This is a genomic window from Halomonas sp. ATBC28 (assembly GCF_005937175.1).
GTDB lineage: Bacteria > Pseudomonadota > Gammaproteobacteria > Pseudomonadales > Halomonadaceae > Vreelandella > Vreelandella titanicae.
Window position 1 is genome coordinate 1 of the sequence record NZ_VCQL01000018.1, and the last position, 23,562, is coordinate 23,562.

General features: G+C 54.5%; 21 protein-coding genes and 1 pseudogene. 8 read left to right on the plus strand and 14 right to left on the minus strand.

Going from position 1 to position 23,562, the window contains the following annotated elements; translation table 11 throughout:
* From E0L35_RS18990 to E0L35_RS19000, 3 genes are all read left to right on the plus strand, one after another.
* A partial coding sequence (locus tag E0L35_RS18990) for an RHS repeat-associated core domain-containing protein (protein WP_138801130.1) occupies positions 1-983 on the plus strand: 983 nt, incomplete at its 5' end.
* 1 nt (position 984) lies between these two features.
* On the plus strand, positions 985-1,389 hold the full coding sequence (locus E0L35_RS18995; protein ID WP_138801131.1) for a hypothetical protein: 405 nt from the start codon (positions 985-987) through the stop codon (positions 1,387-1,389).
* Positions 1,390-1,595: 206 nt separating this feature from the next.
* Positions 1,596-2,681: a tetratricopeptide repeat protein gene (locus E0L35_RS19000; RefSeq protein ID WP_171051195.1), complete on the plus strand. Its 1,086-nt coding sequence runs from the start codon at positions 1,596-1,598 to the stop codon at positions 2,679-2,681.
* Between the two features lie 167 nt (positions 2,682-2,848).
* On the opposite strand, the pseudogene E0L35_RS19005 reads toward E0L35_RS19000, so the two are convergent.
* Positions 2,849-3,055, minus strand: a pseudogene (locus E0L35_RS19005) (IS30 family transposase); the annotation flags it as partial.
* Between the two features lie 18 nt (positions 3,056-3,073).
* On the opposite strand from E0L35_RS19005, the gene E0L35_RS19010 reads away from it, so the two are divergent.
* Positions 3,074-3,835, plus strand: a complete 762-nt coding sequence (locus E0L35_RS19010) for a hypothetical protein (RefSeq protein WP_138801132.1) — start codon at positions 3,074-3,076, stop codon at positions 3,833-3,835.
* A gap of 100 nt (positions 3,836-3,935) precedes the next feature.
* On the opposite strand, the gene E0L35_RS19015 is transcribed toward E0L35_RS19010, so the two are convergent.
* From E0L35_RS19015 to E0L35_RS19055, 9 genes are all read right to left on the minus strand, one after another.
* A complete protein-coding gene (locus tag E0L35_RS19015) occupies positions 3,936-4,829 on the minus strand; it encodes an EamA family transporter (RefSeq protein ID WP_138801133.1) in 894 nt (297 codons plus the stop codon).
* Positions 4,826-5,644: a phosphonoacetaldehyde hydrolase gene (gene phnX, locus E0L35_RS19020; protein WP_138801134.1), complete on the minus strand. Its 819-nt coding sequence runs from the start codon at positions 5,642-5,644 to the stop codon at positions 4,826-4,828. Before phnX ends, E0L35_RS19015 begins: the two co-directional genes overlap by 4 nt.
* Entirely contained in the window at positions 5,644-6,792 is a 1,149-nt protein-coding gene (locus tag E0L35_RS19025; RefSeq protein WP_138801135.1) for a 2-aminoethylphosphonate--pyruvate transaminase, read from the minus strand. Before E0L35_RS19025 ends, phnX begins: the two co-directional genes overlap by 1 nt.
* A gap of 53 nt (positions 6,793-6,845) precedes the next feature.
* Positions 6,846-8,540, minus strand: a complete 1,695-nt coding sequence (locus E0L35_RS19030; RefSeq protein WP_138801136.1) for a putative 2-aminoethylphosphonate ABC transporter permease subunit — start codon at positions 8,538-8,540, stop codon at positions 6,846-6,848.
* The gene (locus E0L35_RS19035; protein ID WP_138801137.1) at positions 8,537-9,661 is read right to left on the minus strand and encodes a putative 2-aminoethylphosphonate ABC transporter ATP-binding protein; all 1,125 of its coding nucleotides are present in this window, start codon (positions 9,659-9,661) and stop codon (positions 8,537-8,539) included. The genes E0L35_RS19030 and E0L35_RS19035 overlap by 4 nt, the downstream gene beginning before the upstream one ends.
* 46 nt (positions 9,662-9,707) lie before the next feature.
* On the minus strand, positions 9,708-10,742 hold the full coding sequence (locus E0L35_RS19040) for a putative 2-aminoethylphosphonate ABC transporter substrate-binding protein (RefSeq protein WP_138801138.1): 1,035 nt from the start codon (positions 10,740-10,742) through the stop codon (positions 9,708-9,710).
* Positions 10,743-10,861: 119 nt separating this feature from the next.
* Complete coding sequence (locus E0L35_RS19045) at positions 10,862-11,572, minus strand: UTRA domain-containing protein (protein WP_022521551.1); 711 nt, start codon at positions 11,570-11,572, stop codon at positions 10,862-10,864.
* Positions 11,565-12,290, minus strand: a complete 726-nt coding sequence (locus tag E0L35_RS19050; RefSeq protein ID WP_022521550.1) for an HAD-IB family hydrolase — start codon at positions 12,288-12,290, stop codon at positions 11,565-11,567. The genes E0L35_RS19045 and E0L35_RS19050 overlap by 8 nt, the downstream gene beginning before the upstream one ends.
* Positions 12,291-12,392: 102 nt before the next feature.
* Complete coding sequence (locus tag E0L35_RS19055; protein ID WP_138801139.1) at positions 12,393-15,068, minus strand: EAL domain-containing protein; 2,676 nt, start codon at positions 15,066-15,068, stop codon at positions 12,393-12,395.
* 195 nt (positions 15,069-15,263) lie between these two features.
* Here E0L35_RS19055 and E0L35_RS19060 point away from each other — a divergent pair, with 195 nt between their 5' ends.
* Complete coding sequence (locus E0L35_RS19060; protein ID WP_223828085.1) at positions 15,264-16,346, plus strand: HDOD domain-containing protein; 1,083 nt, start codon at positions 15,264-15,266, stop codon at positions 16,344-16,346.
* Between the two features lie 234 nt (positions 16,347-16,580).
* On the opposite strand, the gene E0L35_RS19065 is transcribed toward E0L35_RS19060, so the two are convergent.
* The 4 genes from E0L35_RS19065 to E0L35_RS19080 form a co-directional block, all read right to left on the minus strand.
* Positions 16,581-17,885 (minus strand): TRAP transporter large permease subunit, encoded by a 1,305-nt coding sequence (locus tag E0L35_RS19065; protein WP_009286009.1) that lies wholly within the window; start codon positions 17,883-17,885, stop codon positions 16,581-16,583.
* A gap of 113 nt (positions 17,886-17,998) precedes the next feature.
* Positions 17,999-18,562 carry a TRAP transporter small permease gene (locus E0L35_RS19070; protein ID WP_022521547.1) on the minus strand — a complete coding sequence of 188 codons (564 nt, stop codon included), beginning with the start codon at positions 18,560-18,562 and terminating at the stop codon, positions 17,999-18,001.
* Positions 18,563-18,729: 167 nt separating this feature from the next.
* Positions 18,730-19,713, minus strand: coding sequence for a TRAP transporter substrate-binding protein (locus E0L35_RS19075; protein ID WP_138801206.1), 984 nt, complete (start codon positions 19,711-19,713; stop codon positions 18,730-18,732).
* A gap of 36 nt (positions 19,714-19,749) precedes the next feature.
* Complete coding sequence (locus E0L35_RS19080) at positions 19,750-20,733, minus strand: LysR family transcriptional regulator (RefSeq protein WP_009286012.1); 984 nt, start codon at positions 20,731-20,733, stop codon at positions 19,750-19,752.
* A gap of 411 nt (positions 20,734-21,144) precedes the next feature.
* Between E0L35_RS19080 and E0L35_RS19085 the strand changes: the two genes are divergently transcribed.
* Genes E0L35_RS19085 through E0L35_RS19095 form a run of 3 tightly spaced genes read left to right on the plus strand, consistent with a single transcriptional unit; the run spans position 21,145 to position 23,557 of the window.
* A complete protein-coding gene (locus E0L35_RS19085; RefSeq protein ID WP_138801141.1) occupies positions 21,145-21,897 on the plus strand; it encodes a 5-oxoprolinase subunit PxpA in 753 nt (250 codons plus the stop codon).
* A gap of 8 nt (positions 21,898-21,905) precedes the next feature.
* On the plus strand, positions 21,906-22,610 hold the full coding sequence (gene pxpB / locus E0L35_RS19090) for a 5-oxoprolinase subunit PxpB (RefSeq protein WP_138801207.1): 705 nt from the start codon (positions 21,906-21,908) through the stop codon (positions 22,608-22,610).
* A complete protein-coding gene (locus E0L35_RS19095; protein WP_138801142.1) occupies positions 22,607-23,557 on the plus strand; it encodes a biotin-dependent carboxyltransferase family protein in 951 nt (316 codons plus the stop codon). Before pxpB ends, E0L35_RS19095 begins: the two co-directional genes overlap by 4 nt.
* The last annotated feature ends 5 nt before the right edge of the window (positions 23,558-23,562 follow it).

Consider the following 23,562-nt stretch of genomic DNA (forward strand, 5'->3'; position numbering starts at 1 on the left):
CCAGCGAGCTGGGGGCTACCCGCGAAGCCACTTACCGTTATGACGGCCTAGGAAGACGCATCAGCAAAACCGTGCGCCACACCAACGGCACCACCGCCACCACCCACTACGGCTGGGACGGTGATCGCATCGTGCGCGAAGAGACCGACAACCAGCGCACTACCGTGGTGTATGAGCCAGGCAGTTTTGTGCCCATGCTGCGTATTGATGATACTGAACAAGGCCAAGTGCTCAGCGCCTATATCACCGACGCCCTGGGCACACCCATGCAACTGGTCACCCCCAACGGCCAACCCCGGTGGCTCGCCGAACCGGACGACTGGGCAGCGGTGAAAAACCAACGCGCCGTGCGCAACCTCACCCAGCCCATCCGGTTCCAGGGCCAATGGCACGATGAAGAGAGCGGGCTTTACTACAACCGCCACCGCTATTATGACCCGCAGCAAGGGCGGTATATTAGCCAGGATCCGATTGGATTGCAGGGTGGGACGAATTTGTATGGCTATGTGACGAATCCGACGGGGATGGTGGATCCGTTGGGATTGTTTGGTGCAAATATGCATCATTTAGAACCGTTTGGTGTCGGGATACATTCGTCTAACCCTTCTAATACTCAAAGCCCAGCAGTAGCTCAGCCGCCATCCGAATGGGAGTTTGTGGAATGGGAAGTATTGGAGCCAGAAGGCCGACTAGAAAGGCTGTGGACAGATTATAAAGATGTGCGTGCTGTCTGTAGTGATCAACATGGTAATAGCACAACCACATCTGCTAAATATTTTCAGACAAGGCCTATGTGTGTGAATGAAATTTGCAGAGGAGGCGGCCCTAAACCTGACGCTAAAGTAGTAGATACTATTTTTGACCTTGAGAAAGCTAACTCACATGCAAGAGATTGTGGAGGGCTGAGTAAATTTGAATGCTTTATGCAGAATGAGGCTACGCCTGACTTAGGCGCGCAAATGTGCGAAAACTTGAGGAATTAAAATGAACAGCATAAGGCTAGAAACAAAGCTTTTAATATTTAATTATTTACTTTGCATTAGCTCATATCGCTTAGCGAAAGACGCTTATCAAGCCATCGCCAATTTACTATCTCATGGAGCTATTTCAAACAGAATTCTGCTTCTTGTAGTGATGGTTTATTTTGCATATTTCTTAATGTTTCTATGTGGATTGGCGATGGGTTTTTTAACAAAAAAAAGAGTAATTCTTCACTCCCTTATAGCCGCCACAGCCAGTGTCTCACTTGACATATACTTCATCACTAATATAGCAAGTGGCGACTATATTTGGGTACTTTCCATGTTGGTGAGCGGCGCGTTGCTAGGAGGTCTTGGAGGAGCAGTTGCTCTAGCTTCAAAAAAGCTAATCCCTAGCTACAAACAATAATAAAGTCAAGAAAATAACGCATAGTTCACCTTTACAAGCCCTGGCCCTGGCCCTGGCCGCAGATGTTTCTCGCTAAAGATGTGTACTAAGCCTAACGTTGAGACCGCTCTGAAACCCTACGACCTGCATCGACGGGAGCATTTGATGCTCCCAAGAGAGGTATTGCTAGCAACGGCTGTCGGCGCTAAAAGGCATCTTAGCAGACGATGCAAAAAATATTAAACTCTATAAAATATAGACATCAAACATTTAAGCCAAACCTAAAGAACCTAATTTCTGAAATAGTGAAGCGAATGAGCGTATTTAAAAAAATCATAGCTGTAGTACCTTTATCTTTCTTACTGACAGCATTCAGTGCAATGGCCAACTCTATAGAGGATGGCAGAGAGGCTTTACGGAACGGAGACTTCACTGTTGCAATTGAGAACTTTAGACCATTGGCTGAAGAAGGAAATTCAGATGCACAAGCACTTTTAGGTGGCATGTATCTTAGAGGTAGAGGTGTTGAGCAAAATTTCGAGAAAGCCGCTGATTGGCTAAAGTTAGCTGCAGATCAAAATGACGCCATAGCTCAAAATAATTTAGGTTGGCTATACCAAAATGGGCGTGGAGTATCAAGAGACTTTCAAGAAGCAATGAGATGGTACCGCCAAGCAGCAGAGCAAGGAATGGCTGGAGCGCAGCAGAACATAGCGCTAATGTATTACTACGGAAAGGGAGTAAGACGAGATTATTCGGAAGCAGCAAAATGGTTTGAATTGGCTGCGGAGCAAGGCTTACTAAAGTCTCAAGAGATCTTAGGTGATTTATACTACCGTGGCGTGGGTGTGCAACAAGATTATAATAAAGGTGTGATGTGGACCCGACAAGCGGCCGAACAAGGTAGTGCTACCGCACAGTTCAATTTAGGGTCTGCTTATTCCGTGGGTACTGGAGTAACTCAAAGTGATACTGAGGCCGCTTCTTGGTATTTGTTGGCTGCTGAACAAGGAGCCCCTGGAGCCCAGTTTAACCTTGGAAATATGTATTATCAGGGCCGCGGCGTCGAGCGTAGTATGGAAAAATCAACTCAGTGGTATCGACTTTCGGCTGAGCAGGGCGAGCCCGATGCTCAGTATTTTTTGGCCGAAGCTTTTGCAGAAGGCAGAGGGGTTTCCCAAGACTTTTCGAAAGCAGTTCACTGGTACTTGCGAGCGGCACAGAATGGCGATAACGACGCAAAAGGGGATTTACAAAAACTCGCTGAGCAGGGAGTCGAAGAGGCAAATATAGCGCTTCAGGAGCTACAATAGAAGTAAGCTGTTAGATGTCATGTTCATGAATATTCATTAACGTATTGCTTACTCTATAAAGGCGGCATCAAGTTCCAAGCGCATCGCTGTTAAAGGGTGCTCGGCCCGGCGACGGATTTCTAGAGCACTTCGGAGTAGGCTGCCAGCGGCGTTCGCTACTCAAGCGTCTTTTGTGGTCTTATATTCAGTGAGTTAGCTATTTCGTCAAGCTCTTGCTGGCTGTAGACCGATAGATCTGAGCCTTTTAGCAGGTACTGCCTCCACAGCCCGTTAGTGTTCTCATTGGAATCCCGTTGCCATGGGCTGTGCGGATCAGCTAAGTAAATCCCTGTACCAGTATTCTGAGTGATCTCGGTATACTTTGACAACCCTTTAAACACCAGGAAAGTCGTATGTTTGCAAAATTCACCCTCGGTTCACTGTACCTTATGAACCAATATCGTAGCGCTATATTAAAAGGTGTTACTCTACCTTTGATTCTATACATCCTACTTCAACTAGCACGCTACGGATCAGTCTATACAGGGCTTTCATACGGCAGTACCAGCTCACTTTTATACATACTTTTCTTTGTTGCTGACATGGCCATTCTGACGATTATCTCAATAAATACAATGCGGATAATCTTACTCGACGAACAGCCAGAAGCTTTTAAATTGAAATTCAAAAAGCGAGAAATAAAATATCTCCTGTATAGCATTGAATTCCTGGCCTTATGGATAATACCAAGCATGTTTATCGGAGCTTCTTCAACCCTAATTATGTATAACGTCTTAATGGGCGTTATCCCCTTAACTTTTTTCTTAATCACTTTATTTTTCACATTAAGGCTGTCGCTTATTTTTGTAGGTGTAGCGATTGACAGAAGCATATCGTTGAGAGAATCTTTGAGCATGACTAAAAATTGCCAGTGGTCGCTATTCTTTTCACTTGCCTTATTAATCGCTCTGCTATTTATTTTTGAATATTGCATTGGACTTTTTTCTAGCTTGATTGGCGGTCAATTCTTTAGCCTGATATCTTTTGCTTTGATAACCCCACTAGTAAACACGTTCATATATATATTCACTGCCATTATCTTGACCATCTTATATTCCACTGCTTATCAACCAAATGACAGCCCCCAAGCGGAATCGGCTGGGGATGCCCAGTAGCATCGAAGAACTGACAATCCGCTGGCAGCCGAAAACAACGACGATGGCTGGCTAGATCACCTCACGCTGGCGGTGCCAAAAGCGCCGCCAGCGTAATTGTCTAAAGCGTCACCAGCACCAGCCCCGCCAACATCACCAGAGTGCCGAATGCTTTTGCCCTGGATGCGGGCTCCTTCAGCCACAGCACACCCATTAGCACGCCCACTGGAATGGAGAGCTGGCGCAGCGCTACCACATAACTCACCTCGTCGGTAAGCGCCATGGCGATTAATACCAGGCCATAGGTGCAGGTCATCATCAGCCCGGTAACGACCAGCATGGTCAGCCCCTGCTGGCGGAGCGCAGGCAGGCGGCGGCGCTCTGCCGGTAGCAACACCAGTAGCGGTACCGACCAGCTTAGCGTCATCAGCGCTTGCAGCACCATAAACACCGCCCCGGCGGTTAACCCGCTGTGCCCTGCCCCCTGCATTAGCCCGAGGGCCTGCTTATCGATTAGCGAGTAGCCTACGGTGCCCGCCGCTGCCAGCAACGCAAACCCCATGGCAGGCGTGAGATGGGTGGATATCCTGCGCGCCTGCGGATGGCTAAGCGGCAGGCAGAGCGCGCCTGCCACGACTAGCACCATGCCAAGGCCGTCCCAGCGATCCAGCACCCGACTACCCAACAGCACTATGGATACCAGCGGCACCATTATCACCGGCAATGCACGGGCGATGGGGTAGAGTACGCTAACGTCCCCTCTCGCGTAGGCCCAAGCTAAGCCGCCCATGTAGAGCATTTGACACAGCCCAGAAAGCGCCAGCCAGCCCCAGAATGCACTTGGTAATGCAGTGAGTGACGGCCCAAGCAACACCAGCGGCAGCATCACCGCCCCGCCCGCGCCGTAAGCCAGGGTAAAAGAAGAGAGCGACGGCGCATTGCGTTTGCCCAACACGTTCCATCCGGCGTGCATGCATACCGAGACCAGTACCAGAGCAAGCGCGGCTGGGCTCAAGGACGCTCTCCCTGTTGAAGACGTGTATTGATGGCATCGACCACGCTAGGTAGCTCGGCAATGGTCTCAATGCAGTAGTGTGGTGCTGAGGGGGCAAATTGCGCGGCCACCCGCTCGTGGGCGGCGTGGCGCTCGGCATCACTCAACGCTTGATATTGCGCATAGGTTAGCCCCAGCGCATTGCCCGAGCAGGTAAGCGCCACCGTCCACATCCCCGCGCTGCGCCCTTCAAGAATGCCCGGCGTGGTGTCGTCCACTTTAATACACGCTGCCACATCGCTGATGCCTAACGCGATCACATTGGCCAGCGCCTGAGCAGGATACGGACGGCCATTGGGCACCTCATCCGTCGCCACTACGTGATCAACTTGCAGGCCGTTATCCGCAGCCAAAGCGACGACTTTTTCCATCACCACCGTCGGGTAGCCAGAGCAGGAACCGATTTTCAGTCCCTGGGCGCGCAGCGTAGTTAAGGTCTCGAGCGCGCCGGGAATCACCGCCGAGTGGTCGGCAATTTTGGCAATCTGCAGCGGCATAAAGCGCTCATAAAGCGCCGTTACATCGTCATCAGAAGGCGCGTGGCCTACCGCCTGAACAAAGCGTTCGGCGATGTCCGGATGGTTGCAGAGTGTCCGAATATGATCCCACTTACCCATACCCATGGGGCCGCGAGCTTCTTCCAGGCTAATCGCCACGCCCAGCTCAGCAAACGCTTCGACGAAGATCTGGGTAGGCGCAAAGGAGCCAAAGTCGACCAGCGTGCCTGCCCAGTCACAGATAACCGCTTGCAAGCATTGGGGAGATTGATACTGCATTAGGCGCTCCCTGATTGTGAAGATAGGCCTGGAAAAAGGCTAACGCCCATCTCGGCAAGTGTGTTTTGAATGGCGCTTAGCAGTTCCGCGATCACCGTGGTGCCTAGCTGACCAATGCAGCCGATACGAAAACTCTCCACTTCAGTCAACTTGCCGGGATAGATCAAAAACCCGCGCGCCTTTAGCGCCGCGTAGAAAGCGTTAAACTCAAACGCTGGATCGGTTGGGCTTAAGAAGGTAGTGATGATCGGCGATAGCCATTCGTCTTCTAACAGCGTGCTGAAGCCTAGCGCTCGCATGCCTTTTACCAGCGCATCACGATTGCGGGTATAGCGCGCGCAGCGCCCTGGCACACCGCCTTCTTCCCGGTGCTGGGCAAGTGCGACCTGAAAGGCCACCACAGTGTGCGTGGGCGGCGTAAAGCGCCACTGACCGGTGCGCTCCATATACGCCCACTGGGCGTTCAGATCCAGGCTCAGCGAGTGGGCGCGCCCCTTGCCTGCTTCAAGCAGCGCTTTGCGAATAATCACAAAACCAAATCCTGGCACGCCCTCAATGCACTTGTTGGCAGAGGAAACCAGCACATCAATGGGTGTTTTCGCGAGGCTGATGGGTACGCCGCCAAAGGAACTCATCGCATCGACGATGAGCGTTTTCCCATGGGAGTGCACCACCTCGGCGATGGCTTCCAGTGGGTTTAAAATCCCCGAGCTGGTTTCGCAGTGCACCAAAAATACCGACGTAATCTCTGGGTATTGCTCCAGCAGCGTCGCCACTTCATTGGGCTGGGGTGGCAGGTAGTCGCCTTTATCCAGCGTCACGTAACGGCGGCCCATTATGTGGAGCAACTGCGCCGCGCGCTTACCGTAAGCACCATTCATTAGCACCAGTACTTTACCGCTGGGGTCAGTGGCGCAGGCCAGCGCACTCTCCACGGCGAAGGTACCGCTACCCTGCATGGGCACGCAGGCGTACTCATCGCTTGCGGCTTCCGCCATAGCAAGCAACTGACTACGAATGTCGGCAGTCACTTGGTTAAAGTCATCGTCCCAGGAGCCCCAGTCGCGCAGCATAGCGGCTTTGGTCGCATGGGAAGTAGTCAGCGGCCCAGGGGTTAACAGGTAGGGGTCTTTGATTTGATCACTCATTTTGGTCTATACCAGATATTTGGAACACATTAATACCCAACCAGGCAGGCTGTCTAGCCTGCCTGGCGCCAGCGCTGGGCGTTATTTAATAAAACATGGGTGAGTGCGGTGTGGAGCAGCTTCACCACCAGCGAGGTAAGGAAAATCAGCACCGCCATGGCCGCAGCGCTGGCGAAGTAGCCCGCTTCATCCAGGTGCAGCACCGCCACCGAGGCCAGCCGCGTGTCACTGTTATAGAGGAACACGACCGCCGATACCGTGGTCATCGCATTGACGAACAGGTAAACCGATATATCCAGCACCGCGGGCAGCGACACCGGCAGCGTCACCCGGCAAAACGTAGTCCAAAACGGTACTTTGAGTGAGGCCCCGACGGCTTCAAACTCAGGGTCGAGCTGTTTAAGCGCGGTTACCGAGGTGAGGTGACACACCGTATAAAAGTGCACCAGTGTATTAAGCACCAGAATCATCAGCGTGCCGTACAGCCAGTTAAACGGGTTGCCCGCCTGGTTGAAAAAGAAGATATAGGCAAGCCCCAGCACCATGCCAGGCACCGCCATAGGTAGCATGGCCATAAAATGCAGCCCCTGGCGCAGCGGGCGAAAGCCCTCGCTCTTTTCGATTAGCCAGGCGTTAAAGAAGATCACTAGCGTGCCCACCAAAGCCACGCTAAACGCTAATTTGAGCGAGTTAAACCACGCCCCCCAGCCACCATCGGCCATGCCTTGGAAGGTATAATGCTCAAAGGTTATCGATAAGTTGTAGGGCCAAAACTGAACCAGCGAGGCATACACCGCGGTGCCGATCACCAGCACAATGGCCCCCGCCACCGCGTAGCACAGCAGTGTAAATATCCAATCCCGCAGCGGGCTGGGGGTTGGCTGCCACGGCACCGCCCGTGCCGAGAGTTGCGCCACCTGGCGCCGCTGTATCCAACGGTCAACGATAAACGAGAGCACCGCAGGCAGCAGCAGAATCACGCTGACTACCGCGCCCATCTGAAAGTTCTGCTGCCCCACCACTTGGCGGTAGACATCGGTGGCCAGCACACTGAACTGGCCGCCGATAATTTTAGGCACGCCGAAGTCAGTAATCGCCAGGGTAAACACCACAAACAGGCAGGAAATCAGCCCGTAGCGCACGCCGGGCAACGTAATAGTCAAAAACGTACGCCACTTGGGGGTTCCCAGCGCTTCGGCCGCTTCGTAGAGCCGCGCATCGCTGTTGGTCAGCGCGGTGGTCAGCAGCATTAGCGCGTGGGGAAATATCCAGAAGCTCATGCCCATCACAATGCCGATAGGTCCATAAACCGATTGGCCGGCCAGTAAATCGCGCAGAAATCCCTGATTGCCAAACAGATAGACCAGGCTAATCGCGGGCAGCAGCGATGGCGCCAAAATGGGCAGAATCGCCAACATGCGAAACAGCCGCTTGCCCGGCATGCAGGTACGGGTAATCCCGTAGGCGCATAGAAACGCTAATCCGACCACCACACCGGTGGTCATCAACGCCACCCGCAACGAGTTGGCAATCGAATTGACCAGCGCAGGGGTTTGAAAATAGTAAGCGAAGTTGGCCAGGCCGATAAAGTCGCCTGCACGGTCTTGCAGGCTCTTGATCAGCATGGTCACGAGTGGGAATAGTAGCCCCACCACCAGCAATGCAACGCCAGCGAGTAACGCCAATAAACGGATCAACGACTCTAGCGACGGCCTGGTCGCCGATTTTACAAAGCTCTCGGCCATCATTGCTGGCTGCTCCCGGCGGGGTAAAGACGAGCGGCTTCGGCGGGCAGGTGAATGCCTAGAACCTGCCCCTGGTAAAGGCTTAGGTCGGTACTATCGCGGCTAGGCACATCGGCAATGAGCGTTTGGTCAACGTCCGTTAGGCGCAAAGTGACCCGCTGAAAGGGACCTAAAAACTCGATGCCGATCACCTCACCATTCAGCGCTCCCACTTGACGGCTAAGTGCCACCGCCTCGGGCCGAATAGCCAACTGGGCGGCTTGGCCCACTTTCAGGGTATGCGATAGGCAGGCGCAGGGCGTGGTACCCAGCAGCGCTTGGTTATCGCCCTGAGCGGTCACTTCCAGGAAGTTCATGCTGCCAATGAACGAGGCCACAAAGGCGCTGGCAGGCTGGTGGTAGATCTCGGCCGGGGTGCCCACTTGCTCGATCACGCCGTGGTTCATCACCACGATGCGGTCGGCCATGGTGAGCGCCTCTTCCTGGTCATGGGTCACCATGATGGTGGTCACCCCGAGGCGCGCCTGCAGGGCTTTAATCTGGCTGCGCAGATGGCCCCGCACCCGGGCGTCCAACGCCGAAAGCGGCTCGTCCAGCAGTAGCAGGCCAGGCTCGGTGGCCAGTGCCCGCGCCAGCGCCACGCGCTGCTGTTGTCCGCCGGAAAGTGCCGCCGGGTACTTGTTGTCGCTACCCGTCAAGTTCACCAACGCAAGCAGCTCACTCACCCGTGCTTGGATGCGTGACCGCTCTACCCGCCGGTTGCGCAACCCATAGGCCACGTTGTTAAACACCGTTAGGTTGGGAAACAGCGCATAGGACTGGAACACAATGCCGAAGTCACGCGCCTGGGTAGGCAGCATGGAAATATCTTTGTCGCGCTGAATAAGCGTGCCCGCGGTTTGCCGGGCAAGCCCCGCAATAGTGCGCAGCAGGGTGGTTTTGCCGCAGCCGGAGGGACCTAAAAAGCAGACAAACTCCCCCTCGTTAATGGTCAGGGAAATGTTGTCCAGTGCAGTAAAGGTACCAAAACGCTTGGTCACCGCTTCAATGCGTAAATGGGGCGTCGTGGGGGTCATCACTGTCGGCGCGTCGGCCGCCAGCAGCGATGTCATTGTCGTGTGCATAACATCTCCATGCCCCGGCACACTGGCCGGGGCAACTGATCGCGGCTTATTGCTCGGTTTTACCATCGTAGCGACGCTGCCACTCGGCCAGCACGCGTTCGCGATTGACGGCAGCCCACTGGAAGTCGGCGTCGATCATGCGGTCAGTAATATCGGAGGGGTAGTTTTCAATCGGCTGTGCTACACCTGGGTAGGCCACCACTGCATAGCCTTCGTTATAGAGTTCGTTGGCATCGCGGGAGATTGCCCAGTCCATCAGCGTTTGCGCGGCTTCCTGCTTGTCGGTACCAGTCATAATAGCGGCGGCCTCCATATCCCAGCCCAGCCCTTCTTCAGGGAAGATAACTTCAATAGGCGCACCCTGGGACTTCAAGCGCGCACCGCGGAAAGCAAATGACACGCCCACCACGGTTTCACCGGTGGCCGCCAGGCTGCAGGGAGCAGAGCCAGAATGGGTGTAACGGGCAATGTTGTTATGCAGGCGATCCATATAATCCCAGCCCTGATCCTCTTCCCATAGCTGCAGCCAGCTGGCCACATCCAGGTAGCCGGTACCCGACGAGTTGGGGTTAGGCATAATCACATGGCCTTCAAACTCTGGCTGGGTGAGATCTTCCCAAGAGGTCGGCATCGGCACGCCCTGGCGCTCGCCCTCAATGGTGTTGTAGCAAATAGCAGCGACCCAGGCGTCCATACCCACCCAAGCTGGGTCTTCACCATCACGATAGGCCACATCGACAAATTTGGGGTCGAGATTCTCAACGCCAGCGGGAGCGTAGCGCTCCAGCATGCCCTCCTCTTCCAACACCAGCAGGCTGGTAGCGGCCAGGCCCCAGATCACGTCAGCCTGGGGATTGTCTTTCTCGGCCAGCAGGCGGGCGGTAATCACGCCGGTGGAGTCGCGCACCCAGTTAATCTCGATATCCGGGTGCGCCGCGCTGAAGCGTTCGGCGTATTTTTGCAGGTCATCTGACTCAACGGCGGTATACACGGTTAATTCAGTGGCCTGGGCGTTTGAAGCAAGTGCAACGGCTGCGGCACCTGCAAGCAAGGTGGAGGGGAATAAACGGCGTGACATCATGATGGTGGGCTCCTGGCTAATTGGTATAGACCAGAAGTCTGCAGGCTTTAAATGACACTGCGATGACGCTTGTTTGACCGTTTTTTTAACTGATGATGACCACGACTAGGTCGTTTCCGCTAGCGCTGACCGGATAGCTCCACACTGATACACAGCGAATCGTGCAGCCAGTGCTCTTCATCAAACTCAATAGGGCGCTGCTGGTCGTCTAAAATGGCACGGTTAATATTTAACCCGGCAGTGCCGGGCGCAACGAATAGCTCTTCGGCATCCATTGGCGAAAGCGCTTCTGAGACCATGCGAATAGAGCGATTGGCCAGGTAGTGCCCCCAGCGCTCGCGCAACAGCCCCCAAAGCGATTGCCCACTATAGATATCTAGCAACTCTGGGGCACGCTCGGGCACCACCCACAGCGACTCCACCAGCACCGCGCGGTCATCCACGTAGCGGCGGCGGCGAATATGCTGAAACGGCTGGTCATCCGGCAGATTCAGTGCCCGCGCGGCAGGCAGATGGGCACGGGTTTCCAGCTTCAATACTGCCGTGCGCGGCTGCCGCCCCTGTGCACGTACATAGTCGTTAAAGCCCGCGTCACGGGTGGGGTCGTAAACTAAACGGGCAGGAGAAATAAACCAGCCGCGCCGGTTGCTGCGGTGGATTAAGCCCTCCATTTCCAACTGTGAAAGCGCTTGGCGCAGGGTCACACGAGTGGTGGCAAAACGCTCGGCCAATGACCGCTCTGCGGGAAGCTTGCCTTCCCACAGGGCAGCATTTTGGTCGATCAAGGTACGAAGCTGTTCGGTTAACTTTAGATAGTAGGCATCAGACATGTGCCGATTTTCCTGGCAGAGCATTAGGTGACGAAGCGCTTGAGGGCGCCCGCCAGTCTAAGCGCCGCCAACCTTCAACGCTAGCCACTTCAGCGAGTACTGGATCGGGATTGACCGCTACAGGGCAATCCACGTACTGCAACAGCGGGAGGTCGTTGCGGGAGTCTGAGTAGAAAGTAGTGTGGCTAGGGGTGAACTGCTGCTCGGCCAACCACTGTTTTAAGCGCAGCACCTTACCGCCACGATAAGAAAAAATACCCTCGCTGCCGCCGGTATAGCGCGCGTCTTCATTGATGCCGTGCTCCACGCTTAGCTCTACCGCCAGCACGTGTTCAATACCCAGAGTGGTCGCTATCGGCTCGACCAGATGCCGTGACGAGGCGGAAATCAGTACCAGGGTATCGCCTGCCTGGCGGTGCGCTTCCAGACAGGCCCAAGCTTGTTCAAAAATACGCGGTTGCAGGTGCGTGGCAACAAAGCGCTCGACCTCTTTTTGCACATCTCTCACTCTGCGCCCTCGCAGCGGTGCTAGGGTCATGGCCAAATACTCTTCAAGCTTTAGCTTCCCCGCGTGATAGGCCTGGTGCATTTTCTCCGCCCGCGCCATAAACGCTTCGGCATCGCTGATCCAGCCTTGCTCTATCATCCATAAATTCCAGCGGTCGCTGCAGTCTCCGTCCAGGAGGGTGTCGTCAAGATCAAACAGGGCCAGGCGCATGGGAGCACTCCTTTCATCGCGGGTTGGCGGCGCGTAGGGTATGCCAAAGGTGATGACAGGACGATGACGCTAATAGAAGACGACGATGAGCAAACTAGAAGACTAAGTAGTTAACCACTGCGTCGCAAACTCATCGGCAGGCAGCGGGCGGCCAAACCAGTACCCTTGTGCCTCATTGCAACCCATTGCGGCAAGCAAATTCGCTTGGTCGCGCGTTTCAACGCCTTCCGCCACGGTTTTCATCTCTAGCGCTTTTGCCATGGCGATGATGGCCTGAACAATGGTGCGGTCATTTTTGTTTTCGAGCATTTCACGCACAAAGGAAATATCAATTTTCAGTGCGTCGGCAGCGAAGCGCCGTAGGTAGGAAAGCGAAGAATAGCCGGTGCCGAAATCATCGATAGAGAGAGCATAGCCCGCTTGTCGCATGGCGTGGGTGATCTCAACGGCCTGATCTGGGTCGCGCATAAAATCACTTTCAGTGAGCTCCAGGGCGATAGCGCTCGACGAAACGCCGGCGGTGAGTTGCGCAATGTGGTGGGTAAGCTCAGGATCGGCAAACTGTTGGGCGGAAATATTGATCGATAGCCTCCCTGGCAGCCCACCCTCAGGCTGTTCACGCCATGCCAGTAGCTGCCTTGCGGACTCTTCCAGCACCCAGTCTCCCAAGGCACGAATCAAACCGCGCTCTTCAGCCAGGGGAATAAACTCGCCGGGGCTCACCCAGCCCCACTCGGCATCGTGCCAGCGGCACAGGGCTTCTGCACCAGTCAACTGACCACTGGTAAGGTTCACCTGGGGCTGAAAGTAGAGTTCTAACTTGTGTTCAGTAATTGCCGCGCTGAGTCGCTCGGTCATCTGTTGGCGTCGATGTAGCGCGTGGCGCATCGTTTGGGAATAGGGGCAGATACTATTTTCGCGCCGCTTGGCGTGGTGGAGAGCAATGCTGGCAGCGTTAAATAGTTCGCCCGCCTCGCTCACATGCTGCGGATAATGAGCAAAACCGATGCTGACATCGAGGTGAAAGACACGCCGTTCCAGATGAAGCGGCGGCTTAACCACTAAGCGTAGCTGCTCCACAAGGCTGCCAATGTCACGAGGGGTGGTATCGGCCACCAGCAGGGCAAATTCATCCCCTGACAAACGCGCCAACGAGCCGTATGAGTGGCTGATCTTCGCTAAACGATCAGCCACTGTCACCAGCAGTTGATCGCCCACTTGGTGACCGTGCAGATCGTTGACCTCTTTAAAACGGCGGATATCCAATAACAGCAGTGAAAGCCCATGCTCGCCTTGCTGGGCTTCTTGCCACATTTGCGCTAGCAACTCCATAAAACGGACGCGGTTAGGTAAACCGGTGGTACTGTCGGTATAGGCTAACTGGTGCATGTGCCGATGGTCGCGCCGACGCTCAAGCTCTGCTGCAGCACCGGTCGAAAGAATTTGCAGCACAGAGGTGGCGAACGCATTGGTGGTCAGCGGCTGTCGATAAAATACCATCATCACGCCAATGGCCTCGCCGTTGGCATTATCCAAACGCCGCCCAATCCATGCTCTTGTGGGTAGCAGTGTGCCTGGTAATAACAGCGGCGAACCATCATGCATGACTGCTTCACGCTCCAACACTACCTGCTCGCTGGGCGAGCCTCGCAGCGCAAAGGTGTGCTGTTCTCGCTGAGCCCCATCAACCACCATGCTGACAGTCGTCGCCTGCCCATAGACATTTTCATCGCCCTGGGGTGAAGTATGCAGCAACGCAATAAAGCCTGCATCGGCTTCCAGCACCTTGACCAAGGTCACAATCAACTGCTGAAAATAACCATCCCCGACTTGGGTCGTGACCGTAGAAGCCACTTGAACCACGGCGTTTTGCACCCGCTGCGATTCTTGCTGGTCGGTCACATCCGAGATAAACCCTTCCAAGCATACGATTTCGCCCGCCTCATCTATGACGGCCTGGCCTTGCTCCCACATCCACCGATAACCACCGTCGCGATGGCGCAGCTGGTAGATCACACGGTAAGGGCATCTGTTGGCAATGGCCGACTGTACCTCATGGAAGACCTTGTCCTGGTCATCAGGATGAATCAGGGCAGCAAAACTGATCAGCCGATTACCCTGTAATTCGTCAGGCCGGTACCCGGTCAGCGTTTCGGCCCCTTGGCTCACCAGTTGCATAGTCCAATTGCGGTCATTCAGGCAGCGATAGGCCATGCCCGGCAGATGGTTGAGCAGCGTATCCAAACGGCGTTCACTTTCCCGCGCGACCTCTTCGCTCTTTCTTAATGCCTGCTCTGCTTTTTGTCGGCACAGCTCTGCACCCGCCTGGGCGGCGGCGATTTGCAATATCTCATTGGCTAGATCGTCCAACTGCATGGGGGCGTTTTTGAGTACCGCTAACAAACCAACTAGCGAACCATCCGCCGCATAGAGCGCCCGCCCCAAATAACTCTCGGCACCCAGTTCACAAAGCAGTTTATCGTCAGGAAAGCGTGACTGAACATCATGGTCATAAAGGCAGGTTTCGCGTCCTAACACAGTCTCGCAAGGGGTACCGGTCAGCGTGTAAGTAACATTGCTCAGCAAGTTGCCATTTGACCAAACGGCCAACGTCTCAGCCCGATGCAATTGAGTTACATCGGCGACTAACACATGATCAACGCCTAGTATCGTCGCTAAACGTTCAACCAACGTTGCATAAAAACGCGGGCTCCCACTGTGCCCTACGCCTTCTGCCAATTGGCGGAATATATCGGCCGCGTCGTTCTTTGTGTGCATTGTTGCACTCACTTTTTTAATTCTGAAGCGGCTTGGACGCCTGCCACTAACCTCATAAAGTATATATAGCGGCCTACAAAGCACAAACCGCTCTTTTCCAACTATAACAACGTCAACAGTAGCTGGATATATGGTAAAATTAGGTATCGCCTCATAATGGCTGGCGGCTACGCTACAAAGTGCGCAGGAGATAACGTGACTAATACATCGACCAAGGATGAAGCACTGTATGGAATGCTAACTGAAGCACTGCCTGGTTTTCTGATCAGCGATTTCCTCAAGTGCCAACGCTTACCTTCGCTTCCCTCAATCGCATTACGCATCCTCAGATTAACGCAATCGTCAAAAGCGACTATCAACGATGTTGCCGACACCATTGAACACGATCCAGCGTTGACCACTCGGTTAATATCTCTCGCCAATAGCGTCCACCACACCCGCTCCGCCAATCCGACACAAACATGCCTGGAGGCTATCCAGCGACTAGGACTAGATGCAACGTTAACGGTCGTGTTGAGCTTTAACCTTTTTCAGCACCCCAGTAAAGGGCCGCAGCATACTCATATTTGGCGACGGTCTATCATGTCTGCGCTGATAGCGCGCCAACTTGCTGAACAAGCGTGCCCTAAACAGGCAGGCAATGCGTTTACAGCAGCGCTGCTACAGGATATTGGCATATTGGCACTGAGTGCGACTTACCCCGAGCAAGCAGACGAACTCTATAGTGATAGTGCTATCTCCCATACCCAGCTTATTGCGGAGGAGCAGCGTTACTTTGGTGGTGACCACACCGTTATTGGGGCATGGCTGGCAGCCAAATGGGGGCTCCCATCGGCGATGGTCAACACCATACGTTTTAGTCACGCCTGCTATCAAAGCGATAGCTTAATGGATATGTGTGTTCGTCTATCCGGCCCCACGGCGGATGCCTGCCTATCAAAAGCTCCTGAAGAACAGCTGGCCGCCCTGATAGCCGATATAAGCACGACAGCGGATGTGCCCTCTCTCTCATTTAAAAGCGTTCTACAAGAAGTTCAGCCCAAAATGGAGTTGATCGCTAAAACGCTGATGATTGACACCCCCGCGGCTATTGATCCCAAAGAGCTGCTTGAAAATGCTCAGCAGCTCTTGCTAAATCATACGCTTATACTCAATAGCCGTAGAGAAGCCCAACACAAAGCATTAACGATGTTGCGTAAAGGGTACAGCGACCCGGATGGATTCAACAAAAACATTGCTTTCAAAAAACTTAACCCCCAATCCCGCGCTAAATCTTAAACCTCTGGCCAGAACATGCATGCCATCAGGCGTTCCGGCCAGAGCGTTTTTTCTAGGAGACCTCTGATTAACTATTGCGCTTGCCCATACGGCGTTAAAAATCGCCTCAAAATGCTCATTTACACCCACGTAAACTCCGCTTTTTCGTTGATTTTTGCCTTGTCTGGCCTGCGCTCATTACGTTAATCAGAGGCTCCCTAGTTCATGCTTAACCGTCTTTCTTTTATAAGCACCTCACCGAGTCATTGCCTCAGGTAGATAGAGAGCGATACCCGGAAAGATGTGCATTAAGGCAATCGCCAACAGCATGAGAAGAAAGAACGGCAACGTGGCTTTGGTAATGGTCAGAATATCTTTACCGGTTAGCCCCTGAATCACGAACAGGTTGAAGCCCACCGGTGGGGTAATCTGGGACATCTCGACCACCACGACCAGATAAATACCGAACCAGATCAGGTCGAACCCAGCGGCGCTCACCAGCGGCATGATAATCGCGGTGACTAGCAGGATCAGCGAGATACCGTCGAGAAAACAGCCCATCACCAGCAGCAGCAAGGTAAGCGCAATCAGCAGCATGGTAGGTGAAAGCCCCATCTCACCAATCGCCTGCGCCAGCTTCATGGGCACCTGGGTAAAGCCCATGGCCGAGGTTAAAAACGACGCACCGGCAATAATAAAAGCGATCATGCAGGCGGTACGCACGGCGGCAAACAGCGAGCTTTTAAAAATGTCGCGATCAAAGTGACCGTTAAAGCGCGCAATCACGATTGACAATACCACACCGACTGCCGCGGCCTCAGTAGGCGACGCTAACCCGCCATAGATCGAAAAGATAATCCCGCCGATCAACAGCAGAATAGGTACCAGCGACCAGGTATTGCGCAGCTTTTCAGCAAAGCTCATACCGGATTCATCTTCGCCGGTAAGCCCTTCACGGTTGCCCTTGAGCAACGCCCACAAAATGAGGTAGCTCATAAACATGGCCAGGATCATCAGTCCCGGGCCAATACCGGCCATAAACAGCCTGGAGATCGACTGTTCGGTGACCACACCGTAAACGATGAGCACAATGGAGGGTGGAATCAAAAGTCCCAAAGTGGAGGCGCTGGCCAAGGTGCCAATCGCCATATTGCTGTCGTAACCCCGCCGCTCGAGCTCTGGCAGGGTCATTTTGCCCACCGTGGCACAGGTGGCCGCCGAAGAGCCGCACACCGCTGCAAACATGCCGCTGCCAATAATATTGGTATGCAGTAAACGTCCCGGCAGTCGGTTCAGCCAGGGCGACAGGCCACGAAACATATTGTCCGCAAGCCCGGAGCGAAACAGAATTTCCCCCATCCAGATAAACATAGGCAGCGCGGTGAGATCCCAACCGTAGCTGGCGCCCCAAAAATCGGAGGCTAAAATAGCGCCTGGCGAGAAAGAGCTGAAGAACTCTAGCGCTATCCAGGCAGTGCCGATTAGCGCAAAGGCAATCCACACCCCGCTCCCTAGCAGAACCACGAGGGTGAAAATGGTGGCGAGACTTAGTAGCAGCACAAGGATCTCTCCAATTTAAAAGGCAGAAGCAGTGTTAACAGTGGCCCCGTTAACCGCTGCGTACTCAACACAACAGGCGACGTACTCAACCAAGACATAGCTATCGTCACCATTTAGTGGCCCTCGCTTTCATCTGGGGCAGACGCTTCACGAAAACTCGCAGGATCGCGAATGGCAATCCGTAGCGCCATAAACAGGGCTTCAGCCAGCGCCAAACAGAGCAGTCCTACGCTGGTCGCGAGCACAAGCTGGGGGATCCAGAGCGGAATCGACACAAAGCCTGAAGAGACATCGTTGTATTGCACGCTCTCCCTCGCCAACCCAATGAGGCCGTAACTGAGCATTAAGCTGATCGCCAGGGCGATGATGAGGCAAAACACTTCAAACCACACACGAATTGCCGATGGTAGCCGGGTAATCAACAGCGTCACGCGAATATGGGCGTGATGCACAAAGGTGTAGGCCAACCCCAGAAAGGTCGCCCCCACCAATAGATAAGAAGCGATTTCCGAAACGCCGGTAATACTCATGCCCAGGCGGCTCAGTCCCACGAGCACCAGCAGGGCATCTACCAGGCGGAAGGTCACCTGAAGCGCTATCAGCGTGCAAATGGCAACCATGCAGGCCGCCGCACCCCAAGCACCCAGGCGATAGAGCTTGTCGAATTTAAACGTCATGTTCGCAGCCTCACGAAGCACGCGGGAAACGTACTTATAAAACGTACTTAGGAAAAGCGCGTAGCAAAAGCAGGGGCAGCGCCAAAATCACCGCCCCTGCGGAAACCATCACGATAGAGCCTAGTTAAAAAGTACTTAGCTTAAACCGTGTTTAGGCTAAATAGCGCTTAGCTGTCGCGCTGCTCGCGATAGGATTCCAGCGCCTGTTTGGCTTCGTCGTCAGCACGGGACTGCCAATCTTCAAACAGTTTGTCACCGGCTGCCTGGAATGCCTCTGAAACGGCTTCGTTAGGCTCTGAAACAGAGATACCGTTCTCTTGCAGAGCTTCTAAGCTCGCCTGATTATCTTCGCGGCTCATCTCCCAACCACGTTTTTCAGCCTCAGCGGCGGCTTCCATCAGAGCGTCCTGAGTCGCTTCATCCAGGCCATCAAAACTACGTTGGCTAATGAAGACGATATTTTTTGGCAGCCACAGGTTAGCGTCGGTGTAATCAGTCACGTAATCCCACGCTGCCATGGAGTTACCGGTAGAGCTTGAGGTGATCATGGCATCCACACGGCCAGTGCTAAACGCAGTGGGTATATCAGACTCTTCGGTTTCGGTGGGGCTACCGCCCAGATTATCGACAAAGCGCTGGGTATTGATGTTAGGTGCACGAACGCGCAAGCCTTCAAACTGCTCAGGGTCAGTAAGAGGTTCAGAGGTATAGATACCTTGCGCAGGCCAAGCGACGGCGTAGAGCGGAATCAACCCCTCATAGGCAAACAGCTCGGTGATCATCGGCTTGGTGGCTTCCCACAGCGCGTAGGCGTCGTCATAGCTGCCGGCCACACCGGGCAGTGTATCCACTTCGAAAATGGGATCATCGTTGGAAAGAACGGAGAGGAATACTTCACCCGCATCAATCGTGCCACGGCGAACCGACGGCTTGATTTCACCATGCGATACCAACGAGCCGCCGCTATGTACGGTAATGGTTAACTCGCCATCGGTAGCTTCGGCCACGTCCTCAGCGAACTGCTTGTTGTTTTGGGTATGAAAGCTGGCATCACCGTAAGGCGTGGCCATGGTCCATTCTGCGGCATGAGCCGTCACCGTTAAACCGCAGGCGGTCGCCAGGAGCAATGAAGTCGTTATTGTCTTGCGCATCATAAGAACCCTCTTATTTCTATTAATAGTATGGTGCTAATAGTGTGTTGCTTCGGTGGTACCAGAGGAGGCACTGGCAGTAACCCAGCGCCCGGAGAAAAGTGTTGTTGTCATATCGGCACGGCGCGCCTGAGCATAGCTGCAGGCACACTGCTGAGCCAATCGGGCAACGCCACGACAAAAGCGCGGGTGGTTAGCGTTGCGCCATATCACATCATAGTGCATGGCCGGTAACGGCACCGGTAGCGAGAGACGGTAGAGCTCCCCTCGCTGCCACTCATCCAGCACAGTGGCGACAGGCAGCGCGCCAATCCCCAACCCTTCGGTGGTCATTCGTACAATGGTCATTAGTGTGCTGACGCTATGGATACGAGGATTAGCGATTCCCTGCTCTGCCAAATAACTCACTAACTCTGCATAGGGACGAGCCTGCTTACCAAATGAAATAAACGGCAACTGCTTGCCCCAAGTGTCGGCACTTTCGCCCAGTTGCTTGACGTGCCGCGGAGAGACAAACATGCCCATTTCATAAGGGCTCAAGGACTCGTACTCGATCTGCTTTTGCGGTGAATAGCCATTCATCGCCAATACAATATCCAGTTCGTTGCCCAGTAGCCGCTCATTGAGCACCGGCGAGTAATCGACCGTCAGTTCAATGGTCAAACGCGGATACCGCTCGGTTAAACGGCGCATAAATTCGGGAAACCAGCTATGGGCGATGGTTTCAATCGTGCCGAGCCGCAATGGTGCAGAAAACGCCTCTTCGTCATCGAAAAGCTTCATCGCTTCATCACGCTGGTGCAGCATCCGCTCAGCGTGCACAAAGAACTCGCGGCCCCGCATAGTAGGCTGAATAGGCCTGGCGGCACGCTCCAGCAGCAACTCTCCTACCGTGGTTTCCAAGCGTGAAATACGCTCAGAAACAGAGGGCTGAGTAAGGTGCAGGCGGGTCGCCGCCTTACGGAAGGAGCCGAGCCTCACTGCCCATACGAACGCCTCAAGTTCTTTAAAATCGAGCATAGTGACTCGCCTACAAATATGACTTACTGGAGTAAAAACACTGCTGTGCTGATACGCAAAGAGACCGGCGGAGTGCTACGGCTCATGACGACCTGATAGCTACGCAACTTGACCACCACTACGCAACTTCAAGACCACTACGCAACTTCAAGACCACTATGCAACTTTAAGGCCACTCCCAGCAGCGCTATCTCACCAACGTTATTATCACGCCCCGCTCCTAATGTGATAAGCGTATCGTGCCCAAGCGTCAACCCTTTTTCCAATAAATAACAATATGATAGAAGCACCCGATAGTTAGTATCGTCAAAAACGATTGGCACTGGGCAAGCCATGTTCATATATTGGTGGTGGACTACAATTCAGCGCTAACCAATCAAGCGCACCCACTGCATCGACATAGGAGTCGCTATGGCCATCCCCCTGCTTAATTGCGATATGGGCGAAAGTTTCGGCAACTGGCACCTCGGCCTGGATGCCGATGCGATGCCTTTCGTCGACTGCGCCAACATCGCCTGCGGCTTCCATGCCTCCGACCCCCATGTCATGCGCCGCACCGTCAAACTAGCGGTTCAAAATGGCGTGCGCATTGGCGCGCACCCGGGTTATCCGGATTTGATGGGCTTTGGCCGCCGCTCAATGGCCTGCTCGCCGGAAGAAGCGGAAGATATGGTGCTCTACCAAGTGGGAGCTTTGGCGGGCATCTGCCAAGCCGAAGGCACCCAACTGAGCTATATCAAACCGCACGGTGCGCTGTACAACGACATGGCTGCCAACCCGGCGCTGCTCGAAGGCGTCATGCGCGCAGTACGTGCTTATGATGCCAGCCTGCCGTTAATGATTATGTCCACCGCCGACCCCGAACCACATCGCGAGCTGGCCGCCCAAATAGGCATTACCCTCTGGTTCGAGACCTTTGCCGACCGCGCTTATGACGGTAACGGCCACTTGGCCTCACGACGGCTGCCTAACGCTGTGCACCACGACCAGAACACCATCGTCAATCAAGCCATCAAGCTGGCCAAAGGCGAGCCGCTCACCGCACTCGACGGCACAACGCTGCAGTTAGCCTGCGATACGCTCTGCGTTCATGGCGACAACCCCGAGTCAGTGGCCGCCGTACGCGCTATTCGCGAGGCCTTTCAGGCGCTGGAGCCGGTGTGAAACCCAATATTGAAATGCGCATTGAAACCGCCGCCATGGATGCCCTGATGGTGCGATTATTCGACACCATCGACGAAACCAATATGGCCTGGATAATCGCCGCCGATCAGGCGCTGCGTAATGCCTTTGGAAGCATGTTAATTGACCTGGTGCCCTCTTACACCACGCTGCTGCTGCATTACGACTGCCAGCAGTTAACCCATAGCGAGGCGATTCAACTTATTCACAAGGCGCTTTCTGGTCTTACCCCTGTGGATACTCAAGCCGGTGAGCTGCACGATATCCCGGTGTGGTACGACGAAAGCGTGGGCCCCGAGTTACCACTGGTCGCCAAACGCGCTGGTTTGAGCGTCGACGAGCTTATCGAGCAGCACTGCAACCACGATTACTGCGTATTTGCGTTGGGGTTTGCCCCCGGTTACGGCTTTATGGGCTTGGTAGACGAATCTCTCGCTACGCCGCGCTTGAAAACGCCGCGCCGCAAAGTCGCCGCAGGTAGCGTGGGCATTGCTGATCGCCAAACCGCGATTTATCCGCTGCTTTCGCCGGGCGGCTGGAATATTCTGGGCCGCACCAACGTGCCGCTATTCGAGCACGCCAAACGTGGCGAGCCACTGTTTCGCCCCGGCGACAAGGTGCGCTTTAGAGCGATCTCCCGGGAAGAGTTTGAAGCAGATGGTGGCGATACCACGCCCATGGAGGAGCGCCCATGAGTCACGCTGCCATGAATGAAACACAAAAGGGGCTAGTGGTTAAACAGGCGGGACCGCTGGCGCTTATCCAAGATGCCGGGCGGTTTGGCGTCGGCCACTTAGGCGTTACTCAGGGTGGCGCTGCCGACTGGATCTCGTTTCGCTGGGCCAATTGGTTGCTGGGCAACGCTTTAAACAGCGCTGCGCTGGAAATCGTCATGGGCGGCGGCTTGAGCTTTGAAACCGAACACGAGGTGCGCCTGGCGTTGACCGGCGCCGATCTAGACGCCCAGTTGGATGGCAAACCGCTTGCACCCAATACCAGTTTCAAGCTACTGCCGGACCAGCGCCTGGTATTTCGCCAACCGCGCCAGGGTTTGCGCGCCTATCTCGCCTTTCCCGGCGGGCTAAATGCGCCAGAAGTGCTGGGCAGCCGCTCCTGCACTGCCCGCGAGCAATTGGGGGGCTTACAGGAAGATGGCAAACCGCTAAAAGTGGGCGACCGGTTAACCTGGAAAGGCACCGCTCCGGCAGTGCGGCGCATTCCTGAAAGCCAGGGCCCGCGCATGCCTGCGTCTGGCTGCCGCTTACCCATCGTGCTCGGCTCGCAAATCGCCTCCTTCAGTGGCCATGCACTTTTCCAGGCGTTCAACCAACCCTGGACAGTGGATAATCGCGCCGACCGGATGGGCGTACGCCTCACCGGCCCAGCCCTACACGGCTCACTAAAGGGCATTATTTCCGAAGGCATTCCGCTGGGAGCAGTTCAAGTGCCGCCGGACGGCCAGCCAATCGTGCTGATGAATGACCGCCAGACAATCGGCGGCTACCCGCGCCTAGGCGCCCTCACCCCCATCGCCTGCGCTACGCTGGCCCAGTGTTTACCCGGCACCCAGGTTTGGTTAACCCCTGCCAGCGCCAGCCAAGCGCAAGATGATTACCGACATCAGCTAACGGTTTGGCACTAAAGTAA

Coding starts and splice junctions, on each gene's coding strand:
- E0L35_RS18995 (WP_138801131.1), top strand. CDS start 985: ATGAACAGCATAAGGCTAGAAACAAAGCTTTTAATATTTAATTATTTA.
- E0L35_RS19000 (WP_171051195.1), top strand. CDS start 1,596: ATGCAAAAAATATTAAACTCTATAAAATATAGACATCAAACATTTAAG.
- E0L35_RS19010 (WP_138801132.1), top strand. CDS start 3,074: ATGTTTGCAAAATTCACCCTCGGTTCACTGTACCTTATGAACCAATAT.
- phnX (WP_138801134.1), bottom strand. CDS start 5,644: ATGCAGTATCAATCTCCCCAATGCTTGCAAGCGGTTATCTGTGACTGG.
- E0L35_RS19025 (WP_138801135.1), bottom strand. CDS start 6,792: ATGAGTGATCAAATCAAAGACCCCTACCTGTTAACCCCTGGGCCGCTG.
- E0L35_RS19030 (WP_138801136.1), bottom strand. CDS start 8,540: ATGATGGCCGAGAGCTTTGTAAAATCGGCGACCAGGCCGTCGCTAGAG.
- E0L35_RS19035 (WP_138801137.1), bottom strand. CDS start 9,661: ATGCACACGACAATGACATCGCTGCTGGCGGCCGACGCGCCGACAGTG.
- E0L35_RS19040 (WP_138801138.1), bottom strand. CDS start 10,742: ATGATGTCACGCCGTTTATTCCCCTCCACCTTGCTTGCAGGTGCCGCA.
- E0L35_RS19045 (WP_022521551.1), bottom strand. CDS start 11,572: ATGTCTGATGCCTACTATCTAAAGTTAACCGAACAGCTTCGTACCTTG.
- E0L35_RS19050 (WP_022521550.1), bottom strand. CDS start 12,290: ATGCGCCTGGCCCTGTTTGATCTTGACGACACCCTCCTGGACGGAGAC.
- E0L35_RS19055 (WP_138801139.1), bottom strand. CDS start 15,068: ATGCACACAAAGAACGACGCGGCCGATATATTCCGCCAATTGGCAGAA.
- E0L35_RS19070 (WP_022521547.1), bottom strand. CDS start 18,562: ATGACGTTTAAATTCGACAAGCTCTATCGCCTGGGTGCTTGGGGTGCG.
- E0L35_RS19075 (WP_138801206.1), bottom strand. CDS start 19,713: ATGCGCAAGACAATAACGACTTCATTGCTCCTGGCGACCGCCTGCGGT.
- E0L35_RS19080 (WP_009286012.1), bottom strand. CDS start 20,733: ATGCTCGATTTTAAAGAACTTGAGGCGTTCGTATGGGCAGTGAGGCTC.
- E0L35_RS19085 (WP_138801141.1), top strand. CDS start 21,145: ATGGCCATCCCCCTGCTTAATTGCGATATGGGCGAAAGTTTCGGCAAC.
- E0L35_RS19095 (WP_138801142.1), top strand. CDS start 22,607: ATGAGTCACGCTGCCATGAATGAAACACAAAAGGGGCTAGTGGTTAAA.